Source organism: uncultured Roseibium sp. (assembly GCF_947499295.1).
Taxonomy (GTDB): Bacteria; Pseudomonadota; Alphaproteobacteria; order Rhizobiales; family Stappiaceae; genus Roseibium.
Window position 1 is genome coordinate 199,133 of sequence record NZ_CANMNP010000007.1, and the last position, 15,879, is coordinate 215,011.

Genomic DNA, 15,879 nt, shown 5'->3' on the forward strand with positions numbered 1-15,879 from the left:
GTAGATGCGTACCGGAAATTCCGGAGTTCATGTCCATGAGCAATGCCAGCACAACATCGGATCTCAAACCTGTTTCCTGGACCAGGGAACCGGCGCAAGAGCCGCTTGAGGAAAACGACGACGCCTTGAGAGCCGTGCGCGAGATGATCAAAGCCGGTGAGCGGATCCAATTGGTGGATCTCCTGAAAAAATGGGACCCACTGGACGTGATGCAGTTGCTCGTTCGCCTCCGGCTTAAACACGCTCGAAAACTCTTTCAATGGCTTCCGGCCAATCCATCGATCAAGGTCGTTGCAGAGCTTCGCCCCGAGTTTCGTTCCATATTGATGGAGGAAAGCACGCTCGAACAGTTTCGCGACATTCTTGCAGGTCTTGACCCGGAAGACGCGGTGGAAATTCTAAACGAATTTCCAGATGACGCCGCCGAAGAGCTGATCGCAAGATTGCCCGACATCGAAGATATCGGGACGCGCGGGTCCTATGCCGACGACACGGCCGGGCGCGTGATGGCGAGAAAGTTTGTTGCCCTACCGGAGGAGTGTACTGCAGGCGACGCCGTCGCCCAGATGCGAGCGGAAGCAAGCGGGATCCGCAAGGTGTTCACGGTCTATGTAACAGATGCGAAAGGCCGGCTGACGGGCACTGTCGAGGTCGGCAAGCTGCTATTGGCCCCCAATCAGACGCAGCTCAAGAAGATCATGAACAAGGACGTGATCGCTGTTTCGGCCGACACGGACCAGGAAGAAGTCCTCAGACTCGCGCGCAAACGCGACATGCGCACCGTCCCGGTGGTGTCCGGGGATGGTCAACTGATTGGCCGGATTACCCCGAAACAGCTGACCCGGATTGCGGCAGACGAAGCCAACGAGGATATGCTGCTTATGAGTGGTGTGTCAGGTGAAGCCCGCTCGGATGATACCGTTTTGCGGATCGTCAAGGGGCGCCTGCCCTGGCTTCTTGCCGGCCTTGTCGGTGCGAGCGTTGCTGCAACCGTGGTCGGTTCATATGAAGATCAGCTGGCGGAAGCCGCCATTCTTGCAGCTTTCATCCCCGTAACAATGTCCATGGCCGGAAATGCCGGTCTACAGGCATCGGCTGTTGCGGTTCAAGGCATCGCTACCGGCGCACTTTGGTCCGGCGACATCTTTTTCCGGCTCATGAAGGAATTTGTTGCAGCGCTATTCAACGGCGCCATTGCCGGAACGTTGCTCGGCTGTCTGGTCTTGGGCGCATCAATGATCGTACCTCTTGAAGATCCGGTGCGACTTGCGCTCGCCACATCGCTTTCACTCTTGTGCGTGACCACGCTTGCGGCAATGGTCGGAGCAACGGTCCCCATTGTGCTGGACAAGATCGGCATTGATCCTGCCATGGCAATCGGTGTCTTCATTACGTCATCAAACGATGTGCTGGGAGTGTTGATCTTTTTCCTTATGGCAACGACTTTTTATCTGGCCTGAGGACTAGCCCTCTTTGAGGACCAAAACGGCGGCATCAAACTCTGCTCGCTTGTAGGTCCGAATTTGCGCAGCTTCCGCGTCCTCGCCCCAACGCTCGATATTGAAGTCTTCTTCCACATGCGCCGCAGTCCATGCGCTTTCTGCATCCAGCTGCCCTTCTTTTAGGGCAAGTGCCAACAACGCGGACCCTGTCACACTGGTAATTGTGTGAAGGGCTGCAAGCTGCAAGGGTGTAACTGCATCAATATGATTTCGATATGCCGAAAGCAGATCGTCAGCTTGTGGTGCATGAACAATGCCTTCGATCAAGACAAACCTGCCACCCAGGAGCCCATCTGCCCAATTGACGACCGGATCCCAGATGGTCCGCTGCGTTTCTACAAGGCTTTCGGGTTCGTCTGCCCTATAGCAAAGCGCATCATTGCCTGCGAACCGGGTGATATCGTCAGCAACTTCACCGAACCGGACACGCACTGCGTCTTGCGCCGAATTGGCAATCCGTGTGAGAGGCATGTTCGCAGGATTGATTTCCTTCTCCTGGGCGTTCCATTCAGCAGCAACAGCCGCGCCAAGGGCGTCTGACGGCAAGACCAGTGTCTCACGACCCGGTGTTTTGACCGGCCGGCCATCGAGGTGAATTTCAAATCCGCTATCACCCGCAACGTGCTTTGCATCCTTGTAAAACCGCTTGGGCAACTCCCGCCTGGAGAGTTCACGCGCACGCTGCTCCGGATCCTTGACCGCTTCTTCTTGTAAGGCTTCAAGAAAGTCACGCATCACATTGTTTCCTTGTGAATTTTCATAACCTCTGACACGGCAAATTTGAGTTCTTCAAAGTTTTGAATAATTTGATCCGCCCCCTCTTCGACGAGACGGGAATGGTCATGATAGCCCCATGTGACGCCAATGGCATGCGCACCGGCCGCCTTGGCCATAGCCATGTCGAATCCGGTATCGCCAAGCATGACGGTGTTCTCAGGCTCGACTCCCGTTTCTGCAATTGCGCGAAGCACCATGTCCGGATGTGGTTTTGAGGGAGATGTATCGGCAGTCTGGATCGTCACAAACCGTCCATGAAGGTCATGACTGTCAAACATATGCCGAACGCCACGCATCGCCTTTCCTGTTGCAATCCCGAGCAAGAAGTCTTCACGTGCATGAAGCTGGTCAATCGCCTTGCGAGCGCCCGGATAGAGCGGATCGAGATCCAGACCTTGACTGCGTCTTGAAACCTTCGCCTCTCTGTACGCTGCGGCCATCGCGGGAACTTTGTCAGCATGCGTTGTGCCAACCAGATCCAGAAACGCTTCTTCAAGCGACCGACCAACAATTGACAACGCCGTCTTTCGATCGGGCATAGGAAGGTCAACTGCGGCGAAACCTACCTTTAGTCCATGAAAGATGGTGTTTTGACTGTCCACCAATGTGCCGTCGACATCAAAAAGGATCAGATACATAGGGCCCCAAAAGGAAGACTTGCCGGCGCCGGAGGGAACCGGAAATCGAAGATGAGTTTGCTCTCCCGCATGTGCAGCGTTTTGGCTTTGCGGTCAAGAGCAGCACCGGGGAACCGCGCATGCTGGCAGGAATACCGATCGGCAAAAGCTGCCCAATCCCCTTCTTTCCAACTTCTTGTTTTGGATATCGCCGAATTTAGCTGAGCGCCTGAAAATTGCCTCTTTATCTTGGTTATCGCACACCCGGACACACTTAACGTTCGGTTAACCACGTTTCTAAACGCCCTGGTTACCATGAACGGTAATAATCGTCAGGCCGGGTGGGCATGACTATTTGGGGCAGCTTTGTCACCAAAGAACACGGATTTTGGGACGCAGCTTGAAAAAGCTGCGCGAACGAGAGTGGTTTTGTCTGAATGCCTCAGAACAAACAATGCACCAGCCGCCGTAGGCATGTGACACCCAAGACAATCCAGCGCACTTTTTTGACGGCACTTGGTGGTGCAACGCTGCTTATCGCCGGATTTGCCGCCATTGCCGCCTTTATGAACCCTGCAATGGCACCCGCTCAATTTGCCAAACTCCTTGGTTCTGTTGACGAACTGGCCTCCGCGCAGCATTCAGGGTTTGCTTCGTTGGATAAAGACGCTCAACACCCAGCTGCGCAGATTTCAGATCAAGCAACAATTGGCATCACTCTGACAGGGCAAGCTGGCACGGTCGCTGTTTCATCGGCGACGGCCTCTTTCGATGTCGCAGCCGAACGCGAAGCGTCCGCAAAAAAGATCGCCAAAGAAGCTTTGGCAGCAAAACTCGCGCACATGAAGCTGGCACGCAGCCTGTTGGCCGCTCAAAAGGCTTCTCAACTGGCAGAAGCGTTGCCTGCACCGACAGTCACAGTCGCGGCGAACCAAAGCGTTGGCACTTTGGCCGAAGCATTGGTGACGACAAGTGCAGAGGCCCCAGTTAGCGTCGTCGCCTCAATTGCCACATCTTCCCCTATCAAACCGGGCGCAATCCTTCCCCCTGCCCCAGCTGTAAAGCCAAATCCGCCGCGACGCGCAAAACCGGCTTCTCGCGCTACTGCGGACGACAGTGTGAAACCACGTAACACTGCGCCCGCCCTTGCATATGCGGCGCCCGGCGATCCTAAGAACGAGGAAGCTGGTGTTTTCAGTGGAATTGGCAAACTCTTCAACGGCGCTCGAGGCGGATTGCCTGGTCGAGGAAGCGGTATCGCCGTTTACGACATCAGCGCCGCAACAGTTCATATGCCAGACGGCACCAAGCTTGAAGCACATTCCGGGATCGGTCATCGCATGGACAATCCCAAATACGCATATGTGAAGAACCTCGGGCCGACACCCCCGAATGTCTACAAATTGCGCATGCGCGAACGCCGTTTTCACGGTGTAGAGGCAATACGCATGCTGCCGCTCGACAAGTCTGCCATGAAAGGCCGGGACGGTATGCTGACCCATACCCGCCTCCTGAGGAACAGCATCGGGTCTCATGGCTGTGTCGCCTTCAAGGATTACAACAAGTTTCTGCGTGCCTATAAGAGCGGCAAGGTCAAAACTCTGATCGTTGTTCCATCCATGAACAAGCTGCCGACCTATATGGCGAAACTTCAGAGGCAAAGCGGCGCTTGAGATCTCTTGCGAGTGTCTTCCCGATTGGCTATGCCCTAGAGTATAGCCACTCCCGTTCGGCCAGGAGCCTCCCGTGACAAAAATACTTGCGCTGTTTTTGATCCTGATTGCTGCAATCCAGGTGATAAAGCCGCTCGGCTGGCCTGGTCTCAAAAAACGTTCTGATGCCTGGAAACTTGTTGCCGGTGTTGCAGCAGTCACTGTGGCATCCGTTATTTTGAGTGCATTGTTTCAGGGGCTCTGATCCAAAGGCCGCGGTCAGAAATTCAACAAACCCAGGGGAACGGTGGGACAGTCCATGCCCGTTGCAACAACGCTTCACATGCTCTGCGGAAAGATCGCCTCCGGAAAATCAACTTTTGCAAAAACCTTGTCGGCTGATCCGAAAACAATCATGATCAGCGAGGATCTCTGGCTGTCCGGTCTTTACGGCGACGAGTTGGTCAGCATTGCAGACTATGTACGATGTTCCGAGCGTTTGAAGCAGACAATCGCGCCCCATATCGTCGCGCTTCTCAAGTCAGGTCTTTCTGTCGTGCTCGATTTTCCGGCCAATACCCGGGAACAGAGACTATGGATAAGACATCTTTTCGAGGAAGCTGGCTGTCATCACAAGCTGCATTATTTCGACGTTCCTGACCAGGTCTGCAAGGCACGCCTGAAAGCGCGCAATGCCTCGGGAACTCACAAGTTTTTGGTAAGTGAAGACGTCTTCGACAAGATCAGCAGCTACTTCCAGCCCCCTCAGCCAGACGAGGCCTTTGATCTGGAAATTCGCCCCGTTAGGTAAAGCTCTGCAGGCCGCCTACGACCAAGAAAACACCATAAAAATCCTCGATTTTGAAATTGGTCGTCAGCACGATCTCGTGCGCCCAATCGCAATATCGCCTGTGGAGTTAGACTTTCAAATTACCGTATGGACGGACTGGTTGCTGCCACCCGAAATATGTTGTTCTGCATCTGCAAATGAGGTTTTCGGATACAAAAAGCATTTGTGTCCTCAATCGAATAAACTCTCATGCAGGAACTCAAGAACATCCTGTTGCGCGGATTGGAATTCCAGCAATCCGTGCTTATTCGACAACACGCCAGTATCATAAACAATTGATTTACTGCCGTTTTCCGTATTCAGAAACGGTGCGCATTCCCCTTTGGTCCACTTATTTTGATGCCACGGGTCTCCTGCGCCAAGGAGGGTCAAAACCGGTTCGTCGGCCGCCGCGTTAACGCCTCGGTACTCGGTCCAAGGCGCGTGGCAAGTCCAGCCTTCCGCAATCCTGGCTCTGACATGCTGTTGAGGGTTTTGTGCCTGAAAGGTTACCGCAGCCAGAGCGCCTTCGCTGAACCCCATTAGAACAATCTTCTCATCATCAACAATCTTGATTTCACGCGCCCTTTCAATGGCGTAACCGGCATCATTGTTTCGCAACACCAAAGTGCCGCGAAACAGGCCGCCCTCACGTGTTTCCACGTTGCAGGAACGAGGATAGGTTTTTCTCGCCAAGCTCGCGGGTGCAATAACAAGAAATCCATTGTCTGAAAGGAATTTAATTCGTTCAAAGGTACCCGGCCAAAATCCGCTACAGCCATGAAGATAGATGACAGTGGGGAGTTTGCGTTCGATCGCAATTGTTCCCTGTTGCAGATCTTCGATCGTCACTTGTTTTGAGTGTCCAGGCCCGACAGGCACGCGAACAATGGCCGCGCGCCATGTTCGCTCCAGTTCCTCCGGAGCATCCCAGTCCTGCCATGAGAGGTCAGCGGGTGCCGAGAACACCTTGGAACTGTTGTGCAGACCGTCATCCTGTGAAGTTGCGGGAAAGCAAAGCAGGATGGAACTCAGCAACGCGACGACAATTCCTGAACAGCAAACCTGTGCAAAGTGATTTGAAGTCAAAAAATGCGACCTCCGTATGTCTTACAGATAGGACAGGCCCTTTCGACGGCAGCACCATGCATTGCGCAGGTTCCTAATGCAGAAGGCGCAATGAGAATGCGAAACTTGAACACATAGGCAAAGACAGGTTGGCCGGTAAAAGAAGGCACACCAGTCAAATGATCCAACATTTGTTGGATGCACTCTAGCGCTTGATAACGCTTTCGTCCGGGTCGTCTGCCTCCGGATCGTAGTCCGTTGCATCAAAACCCAAAAGGTTCCAGGTTTGCTGCATATGAGGAGGCAAAGGCGCGGACACGTCAATCGTGCCATGACCGGAAGGATGCGGAATGACGATCCTGCGGGCTAAAAGGTGAAGTCTGTTCTGGATACCGCCGGGAAGTTCCCAGTTCTCGATGTTGAAATACTTGTCGTCACCGATGATCGGATGACCGATATGAGCTGCGTGAGCCCTCAACTGGTGCGTTCGGCCTGTCACTGGTTTCATTGTGACCCAGGACAGCTTCTGCGCTGATTGCTCGAACACCGAATAAAGCGACACCGCATGTTGCGCATCGTCATCGCCCTGCCGCACGACCTGCATGCGCTCCTCCCCCTCATTGCGAGCCAGGAAGGTTGAGATACGGCCCTGACGCGGCTTTGGAACACCGGCAAGCATCGTCCAATAGATCTTGCGCGTATTCCGATGCCGGAAGGCCTTGGTAAGCTCCTGTGCCGCCTGCCGGGTGCGAGCCACAAGAATGATCCCTGACGTTTCCCGGTCCAGGCGGTGCACGAGCCGCGGCTTGTTGCCCTTGCGGTCAGTGAAGGCGTCCAGCATGCCGTCCAGATGCCGTTTCAGGCCGGAACCTCCTTGTACGGCCAGCCCAGCCGGCTTGTTGAGAACCATCACCTGATTGTCCTCAAAAAGGAGCATGTCCTCGATCGCCTTGCGATCATCTGCGGTCAATTTCGTGGACTTCGGCTTAGCATTCTTCTTGTCGTTGGCCGGCAGTTCCACGCCCAATGGCGGAATGCGTACCGTCTGGCCCTTGGCTATCCGCGTGCTGGCTTCTACACGTTTTCCGTCAAGCCGCACCTGACCGGTGCGCAGCAGCTTTTGCAGGCGGCCAAAACCCAGCCCCGGATAGTGGGTCTTGAACCAACGGTCGAGGCGCATGCCCGCTTCATCGGCGGTCACTTGTTTCTGTTCAATTGCGGACATTTTGTTCTCAAGGTCAGCGCGCTTTCAGAGCCCACGCGGTCGTCGCCCTTTTTGCAAGCGGACGATAATTCGTTCCGGTGCGTATAGGCGGAATCGTCAGGGAAAGGAAGAAAAACCTTAAGATCCCATTTGGCGCATGATCATCAGACCAGCGAAGACAGCGCCAATGGAAAGAACAACAGAGGCGAGGATGTAGACCAACGCCAGATGGGTGTCCCCCCGTTCCCAAAGAACTGAGGTATCAAGGGAAAAGGCAGAAAACGTCGTAAAACCGCCAAGGACGCCTGTTGCAAAGAAGTAGCGAAGCGTCTGGATATTCGCGGTTTCGTGCTTGACCAGCCAACCGATGAGAAGCCCCATCGCCAGAGATCCGATGACATTTACGGTCAGAGTGCCGACAGGAAAACCCGGTCCAAAGAGACGCAATGTCACGAGCGACACAAGATGACGGCCTCCCGCCCCAAGTCCGCCACCAAGCATAACCAGTAGAAGATGTTTCAATTCTTTCGCCCCAGCGAACATGTTTCCCTGCCAAGCTTTCGCAGGCAGGAAACGGTCTTCTTGCGTTTATCACATAAATGCCCGGACCTGAATGAGACGCCGCACGTCTTTGCCGCTGAACTCGGGGGCTTTAGTCAATCAACTATTCACCAGGGGCTACTGGCTTTTGTTCAGCTTCCTGGCCCAGTTTCTCAAAGACCTTGACCTGGTCATCGTATTTGGGGTCGATGGTTCCGCACACCCGGTCCCAGAAGGAAAAGAAATTTGCGTAATTGTATTTGAAGCGCGAATGATGCTGATCGTGGAAGGTGACGCAAACCATGGGCGACGGCATGCGGGACATGGGGGATGCCCAAAATTCGTAACCCGAGTGCCCGATCGTGCCGTTGAAGTGATCCCAAAGCCTGTGAACGATCAACACAGGGATCGGGATCGGAAGCAAGATGACTGCCCACAAATAGTAGCTCTGCATGACGAAGGCATCGACCAGGTCATCGGAATAAGTGCTCCAGACCGTCGGGGCGACCGACCGATGGTGTTCGGCGTGAAAACGGTAAAGCCACTTGGTGTGCATCAGCCTGTGACCCCAATAAAACCAGGTGTCAAAGGCAATAATGGAGACGACAAACATCAAAATCGCGGACCACCAAGTCAGCTCCAGCGGTGCAACCAGCGTCCAGCCTTTCATTGACAGGAAAATACCACCGGCAAGGCATCCGGCTGTGACGGTCAGCGAGGAGACGCTGGCGCGAATTTCCTTCCACATGCGTTTCTCGCCGCGACGGTTCTGTTGAATCCGGCGCTCCGGGTGACGATTCTGAATCTGAATGAGCACCCAGCCAGTCGCGAAATACAAAAACACATTGATGGCATAACAAGCCGCATAGATCGGCAGAAATTCAAGCAATACTGTCAACGCTTGATCGAGCATATCGTCTATTTCATCCAGTTTGTCGGTTGGCTGACACAGCTGATCTGGTGTGCGGGCTTATCCGGTTGCCTTGACTTTGGTTTGTTCAGTGTCCGGGATCTCACCGGTTTCTTCCATCGCGCGCACCAGATCATCATATTTCGGATGAACTGTTCCACAAACACGATCCCAGAATGAGAAGAAGTTACCGTAGTTGTAGTGAAACTGCGAATGATGCAGATCATGGAACGTCGTACAAATCAGCGGCGACGGGTAGCGCGACGATTTGGAAGCAAAATACTCGAACCCGGAATGCCCGACCATTCCCGAAATCTGATCAAACAGGCGCAGTGCAAAAACGCTCAGTGCAGGAACCGGCAGCACAAACCACACAATAAAATAGAAGAAATGCTCAATGAGCGTATCAACGAAGGTGGAGCTGTCGTTACTCCAGGCCGTCGGGGCTATCGAGCGGTGGTGTGGCACATGGAACTTGTAGAGTGCCGGAACATGCAGCAGCCGGTGCCCCCAATAGAACCAGGCGTCGAACAGAACAAAACAGACCGCAAACATCAGCGGGAACGACCACCAGGAAAGCGTCAGTGGTGAAAACAAGGTCCAGCCCTGCGTCTGAGCGAAGTATCCGGCGGACATCAAGACTGAAGATGTCGCAAGCGCCTTCATAGACGAGCGAATTTCTTCCGCCTGGCGTTTCAATCCGTCGCGGTGTTTTTGAATGCGTCTATCGGGAAAACGGGCGTTGATCGCCATCAAGGCGAAACCGGTCGCAAAGTAGACAGCCACCATGACGGCGTAGATGGCAGCAAAAACAGTGATGTACTCAAGCAGAAGTGTCATTGGGATTGATCCTGCTTGCCGGCATATAGTGCCTCAAAGCCTTCCACACGCTTGTCGTAGGTCGGATGAATGGTTCCGCACAGCCGATCCCAGAATGAGAAGTAGTTGGCGTAATTATAGACGAAGTACTGGTGATGCTGGTCGTGATAGAGCGTGCACAGCAGCGGCCAGGGTTTGCGCGCACTCGGGCTGGCGAAATGTTCATATCCACAATGACCGATGGCAGCAGACACCTGATCGAACAGCCGATGGCCCAGGAAGACAAGTGGCGGCATCGGCACGACCAGAAGCACCAGTGCATAGTAGGAATGAGCAAAAAACGTGTCGACGCTGGAACCGGCATCGTTTGACCAGACCGTGGGCGTCACAGTCATGTGGTGCGGCTTGTGGAACCGGTAGAACAGTTTTGTGTGCAGGATCCGGTGGCCCCAGTAGAACCAGGTGTCGTGCAGCATCAGTGAAATGACAAAAAACAACGGCACTGACCACCAGGACAGCGCAACCGGTGCAAAAAGCGTCCACCCGCGCATCTGGAAATAAAGACCGACGGACAGACAGCAACTGGTGATCAGCAGTTGGACTGTCGACGACTTGATATCCCGGATTGCGTCATGGGTCGGCTGGCGCTTTTGAATCTTGCGGTCAGGATGCCTGCCATTGAGCGCTGTCATTGCAAGACCTGTGGTAAACAGCACGACAAGGCTCGCCAGATACAGTCCGGCAAACATTGCCACCAGCGCGCCAATCCCAGTTCCAAACGTGTCGGTTACGAAGCTCATAAAGCAATATCCATCCGTGAGGCCTTCGCTATAGCAGTGCGTAGCGAAAGTTGAAACGCCGCGTCAAGAAAACACGGGCAGAATTTATGGACAGAAAGGCCTAGACCTCTTCCTCAACATGAGCAAAGTCGGGATAAATGGACCTGACCAATGCATCGATACGGTCAATTTCATCAGGTATTTCAGTGAGTTTTCCGCGTTCTTCTTCCAAGACTGCCAGAAAAATTCGTGCGCGGGCCTGATTGACCTGCGGCTGCGGCAAAGTGCCCTCATGAGCCGCAGACAAGACTATGCTCACCAGCCTGTCAGCTGCGTTCAAGCGTCCCCAGAGATAATCATGTTCCCGCCAGCCTCGATTGAAGAAAGCGCCAAAGGTGTTGAGCTGTTTGCCCTTCAGGTCAAACCCTTGTGTGAAAAGGCTCGTTGCGTCCCGCGGGCTGATCCGGTCGACCAGTATCTCGGTGACCTCTGAGAAATCGTTTCGTTGCAGGACTGGAAACGTAATGAGGTCGTAAAACGCAAAGCCAATATAGGTTCGCATCAGGGTAGCGTGTCGTTCCTTGTCGAGCAGCTCAAGTGCCGTTTCAGCAAACAGCTCGTCCTGCAATCTGTCGAGATCTGCGAGCCCCATCATGCCGATGAGGTTGTCCAGGAGAGTAGCAACATGATCACCTGCAGTTGACGCGCCAACCGAAACGTCCTGAACGAATTTCCGTGTTATTGACTGGCTTCTGCCGCCAAAAAATCGGCGGGTCCAGCGCCAGCTCAAATGGTCGATTTGCTCATAAAGCAAACCTTTCAGGCGATCGAGCGCAGCTGTATCCGGCGGCGGCAAATTGCTTTCGGGCTGATAGTGGTAAAACCCGTTGAGCTTGCGAATGACGAAGCGCAGCCGCCTCACCCGATAGTCGACATCAAGACCACGTAGCAGAGCGACGATCTCCGGGTCGGTGCGGCCAAGAACATCCTTGCTGTTTTTCGTGAGATCCGCGAAATGGTTGGCAAAAAGAGCCAACATGGCCTCTTCGTGCGCCCGTGCGCCCTCATCTTCACTCAATAATGCCGCTAAACCGGCAACCCGTTCAGCAAGTGCATGTAGTTTCAGCGATTGATAATTCAGGAAAGCAAAGCCTGCCTGCTGGAATGCGGCAACCGTCGCATCCTGGCGGCACTTGGCCAGCAACGCAGCATTCACCTTGCGCCGCTTCGGTAGCAGTCCTGAAACCGCCTGCTCCACCATGGGTCCCGCTGCATCGATCAGCTGCGACAACCACCGGCTTCGCCTGTTGTTCTGCTCCAGTTCCCGCAGATCATCGCCAATCGGTTCATTTCGAGGAATATGCGCAAGTGAAGCCAGAATAACCCGAAAGAACCCGGGCAACTCGACGGGGCCGCTGCCCGATTCTTGCGGTTCCACCGGTGCGGGATCGACATAAATCAGACGCCTTGCAACTTCACGAGCTGCCGGGCGACCCTGAATGACCTCAATTACCGGCGCAAATGGCTTGTTCATCACGACACTGCCATCGACGAAGCAGTGATTGCCGAAGGTTTCGGATCTTAGATCAAGCCCCTGAGCCAGAAACGAATCTCGATTGCTCCAGTCCAGCTCCTTCCTTGAAAGCACCCTCTCCATCTCCGCCACGGTGGCAGGAGGAAAGGCGCCCGGGAAAGAAGAGGTTGCGCGGGCCGCAAAGACAATGTCCGGGATGTTATCCGTGTCGAGTTGGCTGTCGACAAAACCTGGTGCCCGATGGACCGCATGAAAATTCAGGATCCGGCGATGATCCCACTCTTCCACAAAGGCCGGGTCATCCAGATGTATTCGGCGTTTCATACCGTTGTAATCGGTTATGGTGACGAATAGGTCGAGCGTCTGCCCCCGCGGTATCAGCGTCCGTCCGGTGCCGTCCCCGTTTTCCATTTTCTGGCACGCATCGAGCATCCAGCCGATAAAACGTTCGCCTGAAAATGGCGGCGAAAACCAGCGCGACTGCATGAATTGACGCAGCTTTTCACGCGTCTCAGAACTCTCGATCTGCTTGTTGAGTCTTGAGGAAATGAGGCGGTCCAAAACTGGCGAAACCGAAAGCTTCAAATAGCGCGAAAGACCCGACTGAGGTCTTGCAAGCCGCGTGACATCCGCATTTTGAAGCCACATCTCGCTATGGCTGTCGAGCGGCAGGTCATGGGCAATGGCTCGAGCCAGCATGATCCCGTTTACACCACCGGCCGAAGCGCCGGCGATTGCATCGACGACTACTCTAATGTCGGCGACAGAAGAAATCAGATCGAGAAGGTCACGAAACGCGGTTTGCACCGGTGGCAGCTCTGACGGCTCATTCCCAGCAGCCTTGCCCGCATTGCGATCCAAGCGAAAATTCGAAGCACGGACAAGGTTCAGAACTTCACGGCTCACGCCATGCATGTAGATGGCCAGGGATACCCCCCCGTAGAGCACAAGAGCCAATCTGAGTTCGATTTCCTTCATGGGCTGCCGCCAGCTTCCGGTTTGGGACTCAACGAACCATTCGCGAGTCTAGCACGATAAAAGGTTTCAAATGTTTATGTGGCGATCGCCCCTCCATACCGAAGAGCTTCGCAATTACAATGTGATCATACCAACTCACGTCTGGGCGTTCGGTGCGTGATCAAGATTTGACATCGCTCCTGGTTCTGGAAAGCTGCGCTTCACTTTTTAGCGCGTGCTGAAGACCTCTTACGCTAAGATAAAACACCCGCCGAAGGTGATTCTTGGGCGGAAGCCCAAACAGCAACAGCAGAGACCTCCGTCAACTCGATCAAAATGGCACTCAGCTTGGAAAAAGAAACGCAGCCCTCCTCCGAGATCAAAAACGAAAAAGAGGACCTTCCCCTTCGCTCGTTCGAAGAGGAAAACAAGGACTTGCGTGCAGAACTGGAAGACCTTCGCGTTCTTTATGAAGCGACGATTGAGCATAGCGAGGCTATTGAAGACCAGCTTTCCGAGCAGTCAGAAAAACTCGAAGAGCTCTCCAGACAGCTGGCAAAATATTTGTCTCCTCAAGTCTATCAGTCCATTTTCGAGGGTCGCCAGGAAGTCAAAATCGCCTCCACGCGCAAAAAACTGACTGTCTTTTTCTCCGATATCGCAGACTTTACTGAAACCGCTGACCGATTGGAGAGCGAAGAGCTCACAAGTGTCCTCAATCAATACCTGACCGAGATGTCCAGGATCGCGTTGAAGCATGGCGCGACGATCGACAAATATGTAGGTGACGCCATCGTTATCTTCTTCGGTGATCCGGAAACGCGTGGGGTGACGGAAGACGCGCTTGCCTGCGTGAAGATGGCAATCGAGATGCGCGAACGCATGTCTGAGCTGCAGGATGTCTGGCGGCAAGCTGGGATTTCCAATCCGCTCAAATGCCGGATGGGTATCCACACCGACTACTGTACCGTAGGCAACTTCGGCAGCGATGATCGCCTGGACTATACGATCATTGGTAGAGGCGTAAACATTGCATCAAGACTGGAAGCCCTGTCTGACCCAGGTTCAATCCTGATTTCCTTTGAAACCTACTCGCAAGTGAAACAACATGTTGCCTGTACAGGCCATGGCGACGTCACGGTTAAAGGCATTGCCTACCCGGTGAACACTTTCCAGGTGGTGGGATTGAAAGACAAATCAGCTGACACGCTTGGCGCAGATCTTTCGAAAATTTCCGAAAAGCTGAATGAGCTCGCATTTGACCTGCCGGAGGAATTGGAGCCGGGCGAGCGGGAAAAACTGATCAGGACACTGCAAAACGCAGTGGATCGGCTGAAGTCATCTGGCGAATGATCTGACCGCCACGGAGGTTGACAAATCAACCACGGTCTTTTCTCAATTTGTCCCAGTATTCCAAACGCTTTTTGAGCTCACGTTCGAATCCACGTTGCGGCGGATCGTAGTAAGTCTGCCGCCCAATTTTTTCAGGAAAGTAGTCCTGGCCGGAAAATCCATCTGGGGCGTCATGATCGTAGCTGTACCCCTCACCGTAGCCTTCTTCCTTCATCAGCTTGGTGGGTGCATTGAGGATGTGTTTGGGCGGAAGCAGCGAGCCGCTGGATTTGGCTGAACGCATTGCAGCTTTATAGGCGACATAAGCGCCGTTGGACTTTGGCGCTGTGGCGAGGTAGATGACAGCCTGTGCGAGAGCCAGTTCACCTTCTGGAGATCCCAGCATCTGATAGGCATCGCGGGCCGCATTCGCCTGTACCAGCGCATTGGGGTCTGCAAGACCGATGTCCTCCACCGCCATGCGGATCAAGCGCCGGGCAAGATACATGGGATCTTCGCCACCATCGAGCATACGGCAGAACCAGTAAAGCGAGGCGTCTGGATCCGACCCGCGCACCGATTTATGCAGCGCTGAGATCAGATTGTAGTGACCGTCCGCACTCTTGTCGTAGATCGGTGCGCGACGTTGCACAATCTGCTGCAAACGTTCCGCGTCGAAGACTTCATCTATATCGGCGGCCCGCCATACATCCTCAGCCAGGGTCAGTGCGGATCGGCCATCACCATCGGCCATGCGGATGAGCACTTGCCGGGCCTCTGCATCAAGCGGCAGGTCCTTATCTTCAGTCTCCTCCGCCCTGGTCAGAAGTTTTTCAATAGCATCGCCCGACAGGGACTGAAACGTCATGACATGCGAGCGCGACAGGAGCGCTGCGTTCAACTCAAATGAAGGGTTCTCGGTGGTGGCTCCGACCAGCGTAATCGTACCGTCTTCCATGACAGGCAGAAAACTGTCCTGTTGGGCACGATTGAAGCGATGGATCTCGTCCACGAACAAAAGCGTCGCGCGTCCGCCCATGCGCCGTGCCCTGGCAGCCTCGAAGACTTTCTTCAGTTCAGAAACACCGGAGAAGATCGCAGAGATCTGTTCAAAGGCAAGATCAGTCTCGTTGGCCAACAGGCGTGCAATTGTGGTTTTGCCTGTCCCTGGAGGTCCCCAGAATATCAGTGACCCAAGCGTGCGCGTCTTGAGCATCCTGGACAACGTGCCCTCAGGACCCAGCAAGTGATCCTGGCCGACAACATCTGCCAGCTTTGCTGGACGCATTCTGTCGGCCAAAGGGCGTGGGCCGGACTGTGCCAGACCCGAAGCTTCGAACAGATCGCTCAATAGGACGT

14 protein-coding genes and 1 pseudogene are annotated in these 15,879 nt (G+C 54.2%); 5 read left to right on the plus strand and 10 right to left on the minus strand.

The window, feature by feature from the left end; genetic code table 11:
* The first annotated feature begins 35 nt into the window (after positions 1–35).
* Positions 36–1,460, plus strand: a complete 1,425-nt coding sequence (gene mgtE / locus Q0835_RS13425; RefSeq protein ID WP_298961950.1) for a magnesium transporter — start codon at positions 36–38, stop codon at positions 1,458–1,460.
* 3 nt (positions 1,461–1,463) lie between these two features.
* On the opposite strand, the gene Q0835_RS13430 is transcribed toward mgtE, so the two are convergent.
* Positions 1,464–2,237, minus strand: a complete 774-nt coding sequence (locus Q0835_RS13430; RefSeq protein WP_298961953.1) for an ATP12 family protein — start codon at positions 2,235–2,237, stop codon at positions 1,464–1,466.
* Complete coding sequence (locus Q0835_RS13435; protein ID WP_298961956.1) at positions 2,237–2,917, minus strand: HAD-IA family hydrolase; 681 nt, start codon at positions 2,915–2,917, stop codon at positions 2,237–2,239. Before Q0835_RS13435 ends, Q0835_RS13430 begins: the two co-directional genes overlap by 1 nt.
* 416 nt (positions 2,918–3,333) lie before the next feature.
* Here Q0835_RS13435 and Q0835_RS13440 point away from each other — a divergent pair, with 416 nt between their 5' ends.
* From Q0835_RS13440 to Q0835_RS13450, 3 genes are all read left to right on the plus strand, one after another.
* On the plus strand, positions 3,334–4,569 hold the full coding sequence (locus tag Q0835_RS13440) for a tlde1 domain-containing protein (protein WP_298961958.1): 1,236 nt from the start codon (positions 3,334–3,336) through the stop codon (positions 4,567–4,569).
* Between the two features lie 73 nt (positions 4,570–4,642).
* On the plus strand, positions 4,643–4,813 hold the full coding sequence (locus tag Q0835_RS13445) for a hypothetical protein (RefSeq protein ID WP_298820255.1): 171 nt from the start codon (positions 4,643–4,645) through the stop codon (positions 4,811–4,813).
* Between the two features lie 54 nt (positions 4,814–4,867).
* On the plus strand, positions 4,868–5,359 hold the full coding sequence (locus tag Q0835_RS13450) for an ATP-binding protein (RefSeq protein ID WP_298961961.1): 492 nt from the start codon (positions 4,868–4,870) through the stop codon (positions 5,357–5,359).
* A gap of 210 nt (positions 5,360–5,569) precedes the next feature.
* Here the strand turns inward: Q0835_RS13450 and Q0835_RS13455 are convergent, their stop codons facing one another.
* The 7 genes from Q0835_RS13455 to Q0835_RS13485 all read right to left on the minus strand — a co-directional run bounded on the left by Q0835_RS13455 (position 5,570) and on the right by Q0835_RS13485 (position 13,209).
* On the minus strand, positions 5,570–6,415 hold the full coding sequence (locus tag Q0835_RS13455) for a hypothetical protein (RefSeq protein ID WP_298961963.1): 846 nt from the start codon (positions 6,413–6,415) through the stop codon (positions 5,570–5,572).
* Positions 6,416–6,650: 235 nt separating this feature from the next.
* On the minus strand, positions 6,651–7,670 hold the full coding sequence (locus Q0835_RS13460) for an RluA family pseudouridine synthase (protein ID WP_298961966.1): 1,020 nt from the start codon (positions 7,668–7,670) through the stop codon (positions 6,651–6,653).
* Between the two features lie 117 nt (positions 7,671–7,787).
* Positions 7,788–8,171: a fluoride efflux transporter CrcB gene (gene crcB / locus Q0835_RS13465; protein WP_298820247.1), complete on the minus strand. Its 384-nt coding sequence runs from the start codon at positions 8,169–8,171 to the stop codon at positions 7,788–7,790.
* Between the two features lie 142 nt (positions 8,172–8,313).
* A complete protein-coding gene (locus tag Q0835_RS13470; protein ID WP_298820245.1) occupies positions 8,314–9,102 on the minus strand; it encodes a sterol desaturase family protein in 789 nt (262 codons plus the stop codon).
* Between the two features lie 57 nt (positions 9,103–9,159).
* Entirely contained in the window at positions 9,160–9,939 is a 780-nt protein-coding gene (locus tag Q0835_RS13475) for a sterol desaturase family protein (RefSeq protein WP_298961969.1), read from the minus strand.
* Entirely contained in the window at positions 9,936–10,718 is a 783-nt protein-coding gene (locus Q0835_RS13480; protein ID WP_298820242.1) for a sterol desaturase family protein, read from the minus strand. The genes Q0835_RS13475 and Q0835_RS13480 overlap by 4 nt, the downstream gene beginning before the upstream one ends.
* Positions 10,719–10,818: 100 nt before the next feature.
* Positions 10,819–13,209: a patatin-like protein gene (locus tag Q0835_RS13485; RefSeq protein WP_298961971.1), complete on the minus strand. Its 2,391-nt coding sequence runs from the start codon at positions 13,207–13,209 to the stop codon at positions 10,819–10,821.
* Between the two features lie 489 nt (positions 13,210–13,698).
* Here Q0835_RS13485 and Q0835_RS13490 point away from each other — a divergent pair.
* A pseudogene (locus Q0835_RS13490) lies at positions 13,699–14,541 on the plus strand (adenylate/guanylate cyclase domain-containing protein); the annotation flags it as partial.
* 25 nt (positions 14,542–14,566) lie between these two features.
* On the opposite strand, the gene Q0835_RS13495 reads toward Q0835_RS13490, so the two are convergent.
* Complete coding sequence (locus Q0835_RS13495; RefSeq protein ID WP_298820238.1) at positions 14,567–15,871, minus strand: replication-associated recombination protein A; 1,305 nt, start codon at positions 15,869–15,871, stop codon at positions 14,567–14,569.
* Positions 15,872–15,879: the final 8 nt, after the last annotated feature.